This is a genomic window from Achromobacter sp. RTa, assembly GCF_000757485.1.
GTDB lineage: Bacteria > Pseudomonadota > Gammaproteobacteria > Burkholderiales > Burkholderiaceae_B > Achromobacter.
Window position 1 is genome coordinate 44,726 of record NZ_JPYO01000033.1, and the last position, 13,779, is coordinate 58,504.

A 13,779-nucleotide genomic window follows, 5' to 3' on the forward strand; every position below is an offset into this window, starting at 1 on the left:
ATGACTATCTTCCAGACTTCAGCTCGGACCACATCCGGTTTTGCAGGCGTTGGATGTTCAAGGGCAGCGCCTTGATCACGTACAAGGTCTTGGAGACCTCCGCCGGCGGGTAGATCATGGGGTTCTCGGCGACGTCCTTCACCACGTACTGCCGCGCCTCTTTATTGGCGTTCGGGTAAAACATGGTGTTGGTGATGGCCGCGTGCACCTTCGGCGTTTCAATGTAGTTGATGAAGGCCAGCGCTTCCTCGGGATGCGGGGCGTCCTTGGGAATGACCATCAGGTCGAACCACGCAGGCGCGCCGCCCTTCGGAATGAAGTAGTTCACTTCGTAGGACTTCTTGGCTTCCTGGGCGCGCTTGCGGGCGATCATCACATCGCCCGAGAAGCCGTAGACCATGCACAGGTCGCCCACGGCCAGCTCGTCGATATAGCCCGACGAACTGAACTGGCGGATGTACGGACGGATCTTCATCAGCACTTCCAGCGCGGCCTTGTAGTCGTCCGCGTTGGTGCTGTTGGGGTCCTTGCCCAGGTACTTCAGCACGGCGGGAAATACCTGCGCGGCCTCGTCCAGCATGGAGATGCCGCATTCCTTCAGCTTGGCGGCGTTCTCGGGCTTGAAGATCATGTCCCAGCTCGCGAGGTCGACGCCGTCGCCCATGATCTGCTTGACCTTGGTGACGTTGTAGCCCAGGCCGTTGGTGCCGTAGCCCCACGGGATGGCGTATTCGTTGCCCGGGTCGACGGAAGCGACCAGCGCCATGATTTCCGGATCCAGGTATTTCCAGTTCGGGATCTTGGACTTGTCCAGCTTCTGGAACAGGCCGGCCTCGATCTGGCGCGAGGCGTAATGCGTGGACGGGACAACGACGTCATAACCCGACTTGCCGGCCAGCAGCTTGGCCTGCAGGGTGTCGTTGCTGTCGTAGACGTCATAGCGGACCTTGATGCCGGTTTCCTTTTCAAAACCGGGAATCGTGTCCGGAGCCGTGTATTCGGCCCAGTTGTAGACGTTGACGACCTTGTTCTGCGCGACCGCCGCCGATGTCGCCGCCGCGGCCAACATCGCCCCAAGCGCCCAGCGCATACCCGCCCGTAGTTTCATTACCAGCCCCCTTGCGTTATGCCGTATGTGACAGGAGTACCAAAAGGCGAAATGATAAAGCTTTTTAGCGATGGTCTGCCCAACTTTGCCGGGTAGTTGGCGTGGATACGGCCCAGTGGCGCCGCCCAGGGGCCCTGTGGCCGTCAGGGCTGGATCCCGATGCCCCAGGCCGTCCAGTAGCTGTCGCGCAGGCGCAGCCAGAAACGTTCGCCGTCCTCTCCCGCCACCTTGCGCAGGGAACGGCGCAGACGGTCCAGGTTGCCTTGGCGCTGCCGTTCGGACAAGACGCCTTGCGTGCCGCGGTCGAAGTCGATCAGCCAGATCCGGCCGTCGCCCCCGACCAGGATGTTGAACGCGTTGAGGTCAGCGTGCCACACACCCGCCCTATGCATGCGGACGATGGCCTCGGCCACCGCCTGCCAGAGCGGTTCCCCCAGCGCCTGGGCCAGGGGGCGCACGCCGGGGATGCGCTCGACCACGATGGCGGCGCGGTAGGCCAGCCCCTGCCGCCAATAGGCGGCGGCCAGCGGCGCGGGCACGGCCAGGCCCTGGGCGCGCATGGAGGCCAGCAGGCGGTATTCGCGGAAGCTGCGGGTGCGGTCTTCGCCGTTCCAGAGATAGGCGTCGCGGCTGACGCGGGCGATCATCCCGCCGCGGCGGTAGCGCCGCAACACGCCCTGCCATCCCGGCCCCTGGACGAACCAGGCCGCCTGGCGCCCGCCGGCGTCCACCGGGCGGGCTCCGTCGCCGTAGTGGCCCGGGTTGAACAGTTCCGGCCCGGCCTCGGGCAGCCGCGAGGCGTCGCTCAGCATGGCCCCGGCCAGCGGGCCGGGCCATGCCTGGCGCCGCGCGCCCGAACGCAGGTCGTCCTCAGCCTTCACGGTTGCGCATCCAGTCGGCCACGCCGTAGAACGACTCCAGCAGCCGGTCCACCAGCGCCGGTTCGATCTCCTCGTCTTCCATGGCGCGCCCGATGCAGGCCACCCACTGGTCGCGCTCGATTTCGCCGATCGAGAACGGCAGGTGCCTTGCGCGCAGCCGCGGATGGCCGAAGCGTTCTATATAGTGGTCCGGGCCGCCGAAATAGCCGCACAGGAACCAGAACAGTTTGTCGCGCGCAGAGTCCAGGCTGGGGCCATGGGCCGCACGCAGCTCCTTCAGGTCGGGCTCCGTGTCCATCAGGTCATAGAAGCGGTCGACGAGGGCGCGCACGCCGGGCTCGCCGCCGAGCAGATCGAAAATGCTGTGGGAGTTTTCCACGGGTTCGGTAATGGAATGGACGCGGGACGTCATCAGGTTTCTCGTAGGGTGACCAGGGGCGGCGTGCGCAATACGCCGCGCAAGGCGAGCGCGCCGCCCGCCCAGGCGCCGAGCATGCCCGCGCCGATGCCCGCCAGCCATGGCCAGAGGCTAAGAGTAATCGTGAAATCAAAGACCTGGGTTGACAAAGCCCAAGCGATCGCCGTGGCGCCCGCGGCGGCCAGCAGGCCCGCCAGGCCTCCCACGGCCCACAATTCGATGCGCTGGGACCGGGCCAGCTGGCTGCGGGTCGCGCCCAGCGCGCGCAGCACGGCAGCCTCCCGCATGCGCTCGTCGCGCGTGGCGGTCAGCGCCGCCGACAGCACCAGCACGCCCGCCGCCAGCGTGAACAGGAACAGGAGCTGCACCGCGCGGCCCACCTCGTTCAGCACGGACTGCAACTGCTGCAGGATGGCTCCCACGTCGAACACCGTCAGGTTGGGGAATTCCCGCACCAGCGCAGGCAGCACCCCCGCCTTTTCGGGCGGAAGGTAGAACGAGGTGATCCAGCTTTGGGGCATATCGGCCAGCGAGGCGGGGGTCAGGATGGCGAAAAAATTGACCCGCATCGTATCCCAGTCCACCCGTCGGGTGCCTGACACCGCCACTTCGACCTGCTGGCCCGCCACGTCGAACGTCATCTTGTCGCCCAGCTTGATGCCCAGCGTCTTGGCCAGGCCCGACTCCAGCGACACTTCCGCCGAACCGGGCGCCAGCCAGCGCCCCTCTTCGATACGGTTGGACGAGGGCATTTCGTCCCCGTAGGACAGGTTGAATTCCCGGTCGACCAGCCGCTTGGCGCGGGGCTCTTCGTAGTCGTCCGGGCCCACGGGCCGGCCGTTGATGGCGATGAGCCGGCCCCGGACCATCGGCGACAGCGCGATGCGGCCCAGGCCCTCGCGGGTGAGCGCGTCGGTCACGGCCTGGCGCTGATCGGGCTGGACGTTGATCAGGAAGCGGTTGGGCGCGTCGGGCGGCAAGGTCCGCTGCCAGCCCTGGATCAGGTCGGTGCGCGTCATCGTCAGCAACAGCAGCGCCATCAAGCCCACCGCCAGCGCGCACACCTGGGTGATGGTGGCGGCGCGCCGGCGCACCACGCCCGCCAGCGCAAAGCGCAGCGCGGGCAGGCCGGCGGCCAGTTTACGGATGCGCGACAGCCCCAGGATGCACAGCCAGGCCACCAGCGCGAATACCGCGAAAGCCCCGAGGAAACCGCCCGCCACGACGGCCCCCAGTTTGGCGTCCCCGGCGAACCACCAGATCAGCAGGGCGAACCCCGTGGCGCCCAGGATGTATCCGAAGGCGCTGCGCGCGCTCAGCGCATCGGCGTCGCGCCGCAGCACCCGGGCGGGCGGCACGTGGCGCAGCTGAGCCAGCGCGGGCAAGGCGAACCCCAGCAACAGCAGCAGGCCAGTCAGCAGGCCCTGCAAGGCCGGAATCGCGGACGGAGCGGGCAGGACGGTGTCGATCACCGTCCCCAGCAGCATGACCAGCACCTGGTGCACCGCGTAGCCCAGCAGGCAGCCCGCCGCCGAGGAAAACAGGCCGACCAGGGTGAATTCCAGCGTCAGCATGCGCGAAACCTGCGACTGCACCGCCCCCAGGCAGCGCATCACCGCCACGCCGTCGCGATGGCGCGCCATGTAGCGGCCGGCCGCCAGGGCCACCGCCACAGCCGATATCAGCACGGCCAGCAAGGCGACCAGCGACAGGAAACGCTGCGCGCGATCCAGGGTGCGGCGCACCTCCGGACGGCCCGATTCCAGCGTGGCCACTTTCTGGCCCCGCTTCAGGTTCTGCTTGAGCCAGGCCGAATAAGCGGCCACGGCATCGGGCTGGCCGGCGACCAGCAAGGCATAGCCGATGCGGCTGCCCGGGGCGATCAGGCCGGTGGCGGGAAGATCGCTGGCCCGCAGCAGCACCCGCGGCGCCACGTTGACGAACTGCATGCCCCGGTCGGGTTCGTAGGTGATCACCCGGTCGATGCGCAGGCGGGCGTCGCCCACGTTCAAACTATCGCCGACCTTCAGGTTCAGCAGGGATAGCAGTTGCCCGTCCACCCATACCGCGCCCTCGGGCGGAACGTCGCGGGTGGCGGCGTCGGGCGCGAACGGCGCGTCGGTCACCCGCAGGGCGCCACGCAGCGGGTAGCCCGGCTCGACGGCCTTCAGCGCGGCCAGCTGCGCGCCGTCGCCCGCCCCCACCATGGAGGGGAACTGCCAGGTGCTGGACACCGCCAGGCCCCGCTCGCGAGCCTGGTCCAGGAAGTCCGGAGGCACGGGTTCGTCGGCGTCCAGCACCAGGTCGGCGCCCAACATCTGCCCCGCATCGCGCTCCAGCGCCCGGCCCACCCGGTCGGCCAGGAAGCCCACACTGGTCACCGCGGCCACCGCAACGACCAGCGCCAGCACCAGAAGCCGCAACTCGCCGGCCCGGGCGTCGCGCATCATCATCCTGGCGCCCAGGCGCAGGGTGGACCAGAAACCGGGGCGCTTGGCCCGTGACATATCAGGGAAATCCATCATTTCACAATGTTAACCAACGGCCAAGATCGGGGCCGAATCCCGATATCATCCCGGGGCGGGAGGCGAAGCCTCCGAAAATGGCCCACACGCCGCGCCTTCGGCTTGCTGCCCCCAAGGGGCTGTTTTGCCTTGGCGCGGCCCGGCGGCAAAACAATACTAACTTTTGGAGAAGACTATGCGTAAATCCTGGCTTGCCGCCACGATTCTGGCTGCCTGCGCGGCCGCGACATCCCTGCCCTCCGCGGCACAGACCACCCTGAAGATGGCCTACGCCCTGTCCACGTCGTCGCACTATGGCGCCGGCGCGGATGCCCTGGCGAAGTCCGTCGAGGCATCCACCAATGGCAAGTACAAGGTACAGCAATTCGCCAACAGCGCGCTGGGCGGCGAGCGCGAGGTGATCGAAGGCCTGCAGATCGGCACGATCGACCTGGCCATCGTTTCGACAGGGGCTACCCTGAATTTTGTTCCCGAAACCGGGGTTTTCGATATCCCCTTCCTGCTGCGCGACCTGGACCATGCCCGCAAGGTGCTGGACAGCAAGATCGGCCAGGACATGCTGGCCAAGTTCCCCAGCCGCGGCATCATCGCGCTGGCGTGGGGAGAACAGGGCTTCCGCCACCTGACCAACAACGTGCGCCCGGTGAAGACCCCCGCCGACGCCCGTGGCCTGAAGATCCGCACCACGGAAAACCCCATCCACATCACGGCCTTCCGCCAGATCGGCATCCTGCCCACCCCCATGGCCTGGCCTGAAGTGGCCACTGCCCTGCAGCAAGGCACCATCGACGGCCAGGAAAACCCCCTGTCGGTGATCACCTCGGCCAAGCTGTCGCAGATGCAGAAGTACCTGTCGCTGACCGGCCACGTCTACGGTCCGGCCCTGGTGCTGATGTCGGCCAACGTCTACGAAGGCCTGTCCGCCGCGGACAAGGCCAACTTCGACCGCGCCGGCAAGGAATCCGCCCAGGCCATGCGCGCCTACGTGGACAACATCGAAAAGACGGGCGTCGAGCAGCTGAAGAAGGAAGGCATGCAGGTGTCGGAGGTGGACCGCGCCGCCTTCGCCGCCGCCGTCGAGCCCGCCTACCCCGAGTACTACAAGAAGTTCGACAAGAAGCTGATCGAAGCGATCCGCGACACCAAGTAAGCGGGCCCGCCCCTACCCGGGGCGTCCCCCCTGGCGGCGGGATTGCGGTCCCGCCGTTTTTCGTTCCCACCCTTCGCGTACACCGCCAACGGGATACATCATGCGTTTGCTCTGCGCCTTCGACCGCGGGCTGTTCAAGCTGGTCTCCGTCTTTGCCCAACTCCTGCTGGTGGCCGCCGCGGCCGCCGCCTTCTATCAGGTCATTGCCCGTTTCGTGCTGCATTCGCCCGCCGACTGGAGCGAGGTGCTGACCCGCGCCCTCCTGATCTGGACCGTGCTGCTGGGCGTGGCGCTGGCCTTCCGCCACGGCGCCATGATCAGCGTGGAATTGCTGCGCAACCTGCTGGGCGGCACGCGCCGCCGGGTGCTCGAGGCCGTCATCGGCCTGATCTGCGCCGGTTTCCTGGGTTTCCTGGCCTGGATCGGCGGCAACATGACCTACCGCGTGCGCTTCCAGAACGTGCCCAGCCTGGACATTTCGATTTCCTGGATCTATCTCGCCATTCCCGTGGGCGCGACGCTCGCCGCCATCGCCGTGCTGGCCCGCTGGTGCGCCGGCGAGGAAGACGACGTGCCCGTGCGCAACGACGCGCAAGGCTGAGCCCCCCATAGAACACAAGCAGCAGATATCGCCATGTCACAACTCATGATTGTCTCGATGCTGATTTTCTTCGGGCTGTCCGTGCCGGTCGCAGTGTCGATCGGCCTGGCCAGCCTGGCGGGAGTCGGCGCCGCCGGCCTGCCCTGGCTGGTGGTCGCCCAGCAGCTGTTCGCGGCGCTGGACAAGTATCCGCTCGTCGCGATCCCCTTCTTCATCCTCGCCGGCAACCTGATGGAGGCCGGCGGCATCTCCGAACGCATGGTGGAATTCGCCAAGAGCGTGGTGGGCGGCATCCAGGGCGGGCTGGCCTGCACCTGCGTTCTGACCTGCATGATCTTCGCCGCCGTGGCCGGTTCCAGCGTGGCGACCACTTTCGCCGTCGGCGCCATCCTGATCCCCGCCATGGTCCGGCACGGCTACCCCGCGCCCTTCGCCGCCTCGCTGCAGGCCAGCGCGGCCGAGCTGGGCGTGATCATCCCGCCGTCCATTCCGATGATTCTGTTCGCCGTGTCCACCGACACCTCGACGGGCGAACTGTTCATCGCGGGCGTCATGCCCGGCATCCTGATCGGCGCGGCGCTGATGTTGTATGTGTGGCTCTACGCCAAGCGCAACAACCTGGGCAAGCGCGACGGCGAAGGCCGCCTGCCGCTGTGGCCCGCCTTCAAGAACGCCTGGCTGGCGCTGCTGATGCCGGTCATCATCCTGGGCGGCATCTACGGCGGCGTCTTCACGCCGACGGAAGCCTCGGTGGTGGCGGTCATGTATGCGGTGTTCGTGGGCAAGTTCATCTACCGCCGCCTGACCTTCAAGCAGTTGTCCGACACGCTGCACAAGTCGGTGGTGTCCACCGCGGTGATCATGTTCGTGATCGCCAACGCCGGCATCTTCAGCTTCCTGCTCAACCGCGCAGGCATTCCGGACGCGCTGGGCGTGTGGCTGTCGCAGATCTTCGACACCAAGTTCACCTTCCTGATGGGCGTGAACGCGGCGCTGTTCGTGATCGGCATGTTCATCGAAACGTCGGCTTCCATCGTGGTGCTTGCCCCCTTGCTGCTGCCGGTGGCGCTGAAATTCGGCGTGGAGCCGGTGCACTTCGGGATCATCATGGTGGTGAACCTGGCGCTGGGGATGATCACGCCGCCGTTCGGGGTGAACCTGTTCGCGGCGTGCGCGGTGGCCAAGCTGCCGCTGGAGCGCTTGATCAAGCCCTTGATTCCGTTTGTCGGGGTGGTGATTGTTTGCTTGATCGTGATTACGTATTGGCCGGGGTTGTCGTTGGGGCTGCGTGATCTGGTATACGCAAAGTAGTTTTGTTTATTACTTCTGTAATTTTTGCTTTGTACTGAGAGGCGGTTTGCGTTGCTGCGTCGTTTCGTAGCTTCGTAGCTTCGTAGGCCGCTCCTCGGCGCGGGCGCCGTGACTGCTCGCGCCCACGATTGCGGTCCGGCGCCCGGGCGCCGGACTGCCCCTTCGTCATCCTCGTACAGGCCTGCGGCCTTCCCTTCGGATTCCCTCGGGCGCATCGAGGTTGCTCGCAGCCACGGCGCCCGCGCCGAGGAGCTATGTGTGTCTTGGCTTGATGCGCTGCTAGATCTGGGCTCAGTGACGAATCTTACGGTGCCCGCCGATGCCGGCCGCGCGGGCGGCCGACATCGGCATACATGCCTAGAAGCGTGCCGGCGGGTGCGCTGGCGCGAATTCAGTCATTGGTTTGCTGATGGCTTCGTCTGTTTTTTGGAGGGGCGGTGATGGGCGGCGCGGCGACGACAGCTTGCGCATGCCCACCCGTGCGCGCCGCCCATCCGGCACCGGCGTTGACGCGGCGCGCCCAAGTGTCTGACACCCTTACGCTCAGATCTTCAAACCCGGGCAAATGTTCCCGGGTGTCTGACACCCCCACAGCAAAGTCACCTCGCGTGCCAGACACCCGGCAAGACCCCTTTCAATCCGTACCCTCATCGCGTAAGGGTGTCAGACACTAGACGGCAGAGACGCGCTGCACGCCAGTGTCAGACACTGGCATCATCACCACGACGCAAGACACCGCGTAAGCTCCCAGAGGCCGCCCGCGCGGCCGGCCGGGAGCGGGCCCTGCAAGATGCTCCACCGCCCCACCAGCGGCGGCAAGAACCTCAAGAACCCTGCCCTCCCCGCTGGCCGAGAAGTTTCAGCTTTTGGAGCCCGGAGTGGCGGTGGCGCGGCGTGCGTGGGGAGTCGATAAGCCCGAGGGAATCTGAAGGAGGCGCCGCAGGCGGCGACGAAGATGACGACGGGGGAGTCCGGAGCGAAGGCTCCGGACCGCAATCGTTGACCCGCGCATCCCGCGCCACCGCCGCGCCGGGCGTCTTAAGAACTCAACAGAACAAGACAGAAAATCAAGCCACCCGCTCCACCTCCCAAGACACCGCATGGCAGCGAACCTGCCGCCCTCCCCCAACGCTGATGACCGCCGGCGCTTCCTTCTTGCATTGCTCCCGCGTCATCGAACATCGCGGATGGAACGTGCACCCTGACGGCGGCTGGATCGGATTCGGCACTTCTCCCCCCATCGGTTCGCGGTCCCGCCTTGGATTGTCCAGGTCCGGAATCGTGTCCAGCAGCATCCGCGTATAAGGATGCTGCGGCGACTCGAACAGCTGATCCGCCGGCGCCTGCTCGACGATGCGCCCCAGGTACATCACCGCCACGCTGTCCGACACATGCCGTACGACCGACAGGTTGTGGCTGATGAACACATAGGTCAGCCCGAACTCCTTTTGCAGGTCGCCCATCAGGTTCAGGATCTGTGCCTGCACCGACACGTCCAGGGCGGAAGTCGGCTCATCGCACACCAGGAACTCCGCCTCCGTCGCCAGCGCCCGCGCGATCGAGATGCGCTGGCGCTGGCCGCCGGAAAACTCGTGCGGGAAGCGCTCCGCGTCGCCGGCCGACAGGCCCACCAGTTCCAGTAGCTCGTCCACCCGGCGCTTGGTATCGGCAGGCGTGGCGCGCAGGCCCAGCGTGAGGATGGGTTCGGCCACGATGCTGCCGACCCGCCAGCGCGGGTTCAGGCTGGCATAGGGGTCCTGGAAGATCATCTGCGGATGCAGCGTCCCGCCCTTGCGGCTGCGTCCATAGCGCAAGGTTCCCCGCGTGGGCGCCACCAGGCCCACCAGCAGCTTGGCCAGCGTGGACTTGCCGCAGCCCGATTCGCCCACGATGCTCAGCGTGGCGCCGCGGGGCACGGACAGAGACACCCCGTCCACGGCCTTCAGCGTTTGCGCGGGCTGGCGCGACAGCGTGCGCTCCAGCCAGGGCGGTGAAACGTCGAACCAACAGGCCAGGTTATCTGTCTTCAGCAGCACATCGTCGTTAGGCGGCATGAGCGACTCCTCCTTGGTGCAGCCAGCAGGCGCTGACGGTAGCCCCCGCCGGGGAGGCGGCCAGCGGCGGGCGCGCCTGTCCGCAACGCGGCCCCGCCATCGCGCAGCGCGAATGGAATGCGCAGCCTTCCGGCATGGCGTGCAGGCGCGGCATCGCGCCGTCGATCTGGTTCAGCCGGGCCGCGCGGTGACGCAGGCCGGGAATGGCGTTCATCAGGCCCTGGGTATACGGATGCCCGGGCCGGCGCAGCACGTCCAGCACCGGCCCGATCTCGACGATACGGCCCGCGTACATTACCGCTACCCGATCGGCGGTCTCGGCGATCACGCCCATGTCGTGGGTCACCAGCAGCACCGACGTGCCCTGCTCGCGGCAGAGGCGGCGCAATAGAGCGGTGATCTGCGCCTGCACGGACACGTCCAGCGCGGTGGTGGGCTCGTCGGCGATGATCAGCGCGGGCCTGGCCGCCAGGGCCAGCGCGATCACCACGCGCTGGCGCATGCCGCCGGAGAACTGGTGCGGGTAATGGTCGATGCGCCGGTCCGCGGCCGGGATGCCGACCGCCAGCAGCAATTCCAGCGCGCGCAGGCGCGCCGCCGAGGCCGGCACCTTGTCGTGGTGGCGGATCGTTTCGACCAATTGATCGCCCACCGTGAACAGCGGATGCAGGCTGGTGAGCGGATCCTGGAAGATGGCGCCGATCTCCTTGCCGCGCAGGCGCTGCCGGGCCTTGGGCGGCAGATTATCGATGCGCCTGCCTGCCAGGTGGATCTCTCCGCCGCCCAGCCGGCCGGGCGGCTCCAGCAGGCCGATCACGGCCATGCCGGTCAGGGATTTTCCGGCGCCGGACTCGCCGACCATGCCCAGGATTTCGCCCGGAAGAATGTCGAAACTGATATCGCGGGTGGCGACCAGGACGCCGTGGCGCGTGGGGAACTCGACCGACACGCCGCGCACGGACAAGGTCGGCGCGGCGCTGGCGCCGGCGGCGGCAGGCGGCTGGGTGGCGCCGGGAACGATTGCCATCATGACGGACTCCTTGCGGGACGCGGATAGCTGGAGGAAAAGATCCGATCCACCGGGGGATGCCCCCAGGTGCGGTCGGGATAGCGGGCGACCAACCCGTCGAATTGCGCCTGCGCCTGCTCTTGCGCCAGGCGCGCGTCGAAACCGGGAATCCGGCCGTCCACCATGACGAAGCGGCCGTCGATGATGACCTGCGACACGTCGCGCCCGCTGCCGCTCACCATCAGCGTCTGGATCGGATCGATCATCTGCCCGTTGCGGTCGTGCGAAAAATCGAAGACGACGATGTCGGCCTTGGCGCCCGCGGCCAGCCGGCCCAGGTCGGGCCGCCCCAATGCGTCCGCGCCGCCCACCGTGGCGGCGTCGTAATAGTCTTCGGACCGCACCGCCTCCGTCGACGCATCGGCCACGCGGCACAGCACCATCCCCACCTGCATGTTCAGCACCATGTCGGGCGGCCAGGTATCGGTGCCCATGCCGATGTTCACGCCCAGCTTGCGATAGCGTGCGAACGATTCCAGCGTGGCGCCATGCCGCCCCGACACCAAGGGGCAATGAACGATGCTCGCGCCGGAATCGCGGATGATCTCGACGTCGCGCCCCGGCCTTTCGATATGGCGAGAGCCCGACACGTAGGTGCCGTGCGGCAGCAAGGCGCGCTCGGACAGAAAATCCAGGCTTTGCAGCCATTCCGGCGGGCTCATGCCGTGCTGCTCCAGCACCAGGTCGTACTCCAGGCGCGATTGGCAGCAATGCAGCCGGACCGGCATGTTGCGCTCGCGCGCCGCGGCGGCGGAAGCGCGCAGCAGCGCCGGCGTGCAGGTTTCGATCCGGTCGGGCGACAGCATCGCGCGCACGCGGCCATTGTGCCGGCCGTCGATCTCGTCGCCGAACGCCAGCGCTTCGGACAGGCCCGCCATGCCGCGCTGCTCGTCGTAATGGCAGCGGATCCTGCCGTCCGCGTCCACATAGGTGTGGCCGCTGCGATAGGCTGGGCCCAGGTATACGCGCAGGCCCAGTTCGCCCGCCGCGCTGGCGGCAGACAGGAACTCGTCGCGGGTCTCGCCCCACACCCGGTAGAACAGCGAGGCGATCGGCAGCGCCGTCGTGATGCCGTTCCTGATCAGTTGGGCGAAGGCGTAGCGCTTCTGGAAGGCCAGCTCCGCCGCCGTGTACATCTCGTACGGCCCCCGCCGCATATAGCTTTCGGGCCAGATGCGGCCTTTCTTCCAGGCGGGCGAGTTGTCGAAGCCCAGGATGGTGGTGTCCAGGTCGGACAGCGCGTCCAGATCCACGAAGCCCGGGCCGATCAGCGCGCGGCCGTAGTCGCGGCGCTGCGCGACGGGTCCGGGGTAGCGGTGCCCCACGTAGACGATGCGGTCGCCCTCGAACACCAGTTCGCCGTTCTCGTACAGGCAATGGCGGCCGTTTTCATGGCCGACCACCCAGCGGGCGGTCAGCAGGACGGGGCCTTGGACTGCGCTCATCACGGCGCCTCCGCCAGCGCGCGGCCGTCGCGCGCGACGACCCGCCCGCGCTTGACCACCAGCTTGCGCACCGGGCGCGAGACGATGGCCTCGGCCACGGTCTCGGCATCCACCAGCACGAAGTCGGCCTGGCAGCCCGGCGCCAGCCCGTAGTCCGCCAGACCCATGACGCGCGCATTGCCGTAGGTGGCCACGTGCAGCGCCAGCTCCAGCTCGTCATCGCGACGGAAGTTGTTGCGCAGGCCCAGCAGCATGGTGCGTTCCAGCATGTCGGGCTTGCCGTAAGGGCCCCAGGTGTCGCGCATGCCGTCGTTGCCCGTACAGACGGCGACGCCCGCCGCGTGCAGCCGCGCCACGCTGGGCACGGGCCGCGAGGCCGAGCCGGTGGTCATGATGTGTACGCCGGCCTCCAGCAGGCCATTGGTCAGCGCCTGCACGGCCTGCGTGTCGGGCATGCCCAGGCAGAAGGAATGCGACAAGGTGACCTTGCCCTGCATGCCCAGCGCGAGCACGCGGTCTATGGTCATCTGCATCGAGAAGGCGCCCAGTTCGCCCGCTTCGTGCAAGTGGATGTCGATGGGCTTGCCGTGCCTTTCGGCCAGGCCGAAGATGGCGTCCAGGTGGCCCTTGGGGTCGCGGTCCATGCCCGCCGGATCCAGCCCCCCCACCACCTCGGCGCCCATACGCAGCGCCTCGTCCATCAGCTCCAGCGTGCCCGGGCGTATGAGCAGCCCGCTCTGGGGAAAGGCGACGATCTCCACGTCGATCTCATTGCGGTACTGCTCGCGCGCTCGCATCACGCCCTCGATCGCCGCCAGGCCGATGTCCGTGTCCACGTCCACGTGGGAGCGGATGTGGCTGGTGCCGTCGGCGACCGACATCACGATCTGCCGCGCCGACTGGCGGTACGGGTCGATTCCCAGTTCGCGCTTCGCGGCGCGCTCGTTCTCGATCTTGTCGATCAGGCGCGGCCCCACCTCGTTGCGGTACCAGGGCATGCCGTAGAGGGTCTTGTCCAGGTGCGCATGCGCGTCGATCAGTCCAGGCAGCAGGATGGCGCCGCCGCCATCCACGACCGGCACGCCCTCCGGCGCCTGGCCGCCCAGCGCCTGGATGCGGCCGTCGCGCACCAGCACGGAGGTCATCTGGCCGCCGGCGGGGCGGACTCGGGTATACAGCGTTGCGTTTTCCATGGTTCTACTCTTGAAAGGCCGCGC

General features: G+C 67.4%; 11 protein-coding genes. 3 read left to right on the forward strand and 8 right to left on the reverse strand.

Going from position 1 to position 13,779, the window contains the following annotated elements; genetic code table 11:
- Window positions 1-4: 4 nt before the first annotated feature.
- The 4 genes from JL37_RS11575 to JL37_RS11590 all read right to left on the reverse strand — a co-directional run bounded on the left by JL37_RS11575 (window position 5) and on the right by JL37_RS11590 (window position 4,932).
- On the reverse strand, window positions 5-1,108 hold the full coding sequence (locus JL37_RS11575; RefSeq protein ID WP_043544234.1) for a polyamine ABC transporter substrate-binding protein: 1,104 nt from the start codon (window positions 1,106-1,108) through the stop codon (window positions 5-7).
- A 143-nt stretch (window positions 1,109-1,251) separates the two neighbouring features.
- The gene (locus tag JL37_RS11580; RefSeq protein WP_197064598.1) at window positions 1,252-1,920 is read right to left on the reverse strand and encodes a 3-deoxy-D-manno-octulosonic acid kinase; all 669 of its coding nucleotides are present in this window, start codon (window positions 1,918-1,920) and stop codon (window positions 1,252-1,254) included.
- 58 nt (window positions 1,921-1,978) lie between these two features.
- On the reverse strand, window positions 1,979-2,401 hold the full coding sequence (locus JL37_RS11585; RefSeq protein ID WP_081955046.1) for a group II truncated hemoglobin: 423 nt from the start codon (window positions 2,399-2,401) through the stop codon (window positions 1,979-1,981).
- Window positions 2,401-4,932, reverse strand: coding sequence for an ABC transporter permease (locus JL37_RS11590; RefSeq protein ID WP_043544237.1), 2,532 nt, complete (start codon window positions 4,930-4,932; stop codon window positions 2,401-2,403). Before JL37_RS11590 ends, JL37_RS11585 begins: the two co-directional genes overlap by 1 nt.
- 175 nt (window positions 4,933-5,107) lie before the next feature.
- Between JL37_RS11590 and JL37_RS11595 the strand changes: the two genes are divergently transcribed.
- From JL37_RS11595 to JL37_RS11605, 3 genes are all read left to right on the forward strand, one after another.
- Complete coding sequence (locus JL37_RS11595; protein ID WP_043544238.1) at window positions 5,108-6,082, forward strand: TRAP transporter substrate-binding protein; 975 nt, start codon at window positions 5,108-5,110, stop codon at window positions 6,080-6,082.
- A 100-nt stretch (window positions 6,083-6,182) separates the two neighbouring features.
- Window positions 6,183-6,683 (forward strand): TRAP transporter small permease, encoded by a 501-nt coding sequence (locus JL37_RS11600; RefSeq protein ID WP_043544239.1) that lies wholly within the window; start codon window positions 6,183-6,185, stop codon window positions 6,681-6,683.
- A 33-nt stretch (window positions 6,684-6,716) separates the two neighbouring features.
- Window positions 6,717-7,994, forward strand: a complete 1,278-nt coding sequence (locus tag JL37_RS11605; protein WP_043544241.1) for a TRAP transporter large permease — start codon at window positions 6,717-6,719, stop codon at window positions 7,992-7,994.
- Window positions 7,995-9,061: 1,067 nt separating this feature from the next.
- Here JL37_RS11605 and JL37_RS11610 read toward each other — a convergent pair.
- From JL37_RS11610 to JL37_RS11625, 4 genes are read right to left on the reverse strand one after another with little or no spacing between them, the layout of a single operon-like run.
- A complete protein-coding gene (locus JL37_RS11610; protein ID WP_052097118.1) occupies window positions 9,062-10,048 on the reverse strand; it encodes an ABC transporter ATP-binding protein in 987 nt (328 codons plus the stop codon).
- Window positions 10,038-11,078: an ABC transporter ATP-binding protein gene (locus tag JL37_RS11615; RefSeq protein ID WP_156124286.1), complete on the reverse strand. Its 1,041-nt coding sequence runs from the start codon at window positions 11,076-11,078 to the stop codon at window positions 10,038-10,040. Before JL37_RS11615 ends, JL37_RS11610 begins: the two co-directional genes overlap by 11 nt.
- Window positions 11,075-12,562 carry an amidohydrolase family protein gene (locus JL37_RS11620; protein WP_043544243.1) on the reverse strand — a complete coding sequence of 496 codons (1,488 nt, stop codon included), beginning with the start codon at window positions 12,560-12,562 and terminating at the stop codon, window positions 11,075-11,077. The genes JL37_RS11615 and JL37_RS11620 overlap by 4 nt, the downstream gene beginning before the upstream one ends.
- On the reverse strand, window positions 12,562-13,755 hold the full coding sequence (locus JL37_RS11625) for an amidohydrolase family protein (protein WP_043544244.1): 1,194 nt from the start codon (window positions 13,753-13,755) through the stop codon (window positions 12,562-12,564). Before JL37_RS11625 ends, JL37_RS11620 begins: the two co-directional genes overlap by 1 nt.
- Window positions 13,756-13,779: the final 24 nt, after the last annotated feature.

Excerpts from the sequence above, each read along its gene's own strand:
- JL37_RS11575 (WP_043544234.1), bottom strand. The coding sequence starts at position 1,108 with ATGAAACTACGGGCGGGTATGCGCTGGGCGCTTGGGGCGATGTTGGCC.
- JL37_RS11580 (WP_197064598.1), bottom strand. The coding sequence starts at position 1,920 with ATGCTGAGCGACGCCTCGCGGCTGCCCGAGGCCGGGCCGGAACTGTTC.
- JL37_RS11585 (WP_081955046.1), bottom strand. The coding sequence starts at position 2,401 with ATGACGTCCCGCGTCCATTCCATTACCGAACCCGTGGAAAACTCCCAC.
- JL37_RS11590 (WP_043544237.1), bottom strand. The coding sequence starts at position 4,932 with ATGATGGATTTCCCTGATATGTCACGGGCCAAGCGCCCCGGTTTCTGG.
- JL37_RS11595 (WP_043544238.1), top strand. The coding sequence starts at position 5,108 with ATGCGTAAATCCTGGCTTGCCGCCACGATTCTGGCTGCCTGCGCGGCC.
- JL37_RS11600 (WP_043544239.1), top strand. The coding sequence starts at position 6,183 with ATGCGTTTGCTCTGCGCCTTCGACCGCGGGCTGTTCAAGCTGGTCTCC.
- JL37_RS11605 (WP_043544241.1), top strand. The coding sequence starts at position 6,717 with ATGTCACAACTCATGATTGTCTCGATGCTGATTTTCTTCGGGCTGTCC.
- JL37_RS11610 (WP_052097118.1), bottom strand. The coding sequence starts at position 10,048 with ATGCCGCCTAACGACGATGTGCTGCTGAAGACAGATAACCTGGCCTGT.
- JL37_RS11615 (WP_156124286.1), bottom strand. The coding sequence starts at position 11,078 with ATGATGGCAATCGTTCCCGGCGCCACCCAGCCGCCTGCCGCCGCCGGC.
- JL37_RS11620 (WP_043544243.1), bottom strand. The coding sequence starts at position 12,562 with ATGAGCGCAGTCCAAGGCCCCGTCCTGCTGACCGCCCGCTGGGTGGTC.
- JL37_RS11625 (WP_043544244.1), bottom strand. The coding sequence starts at position 13,755 with ATGGAAAACGCAACGCTGTATACCCGAGTCCGCCCCGCCGGCGGCCAG.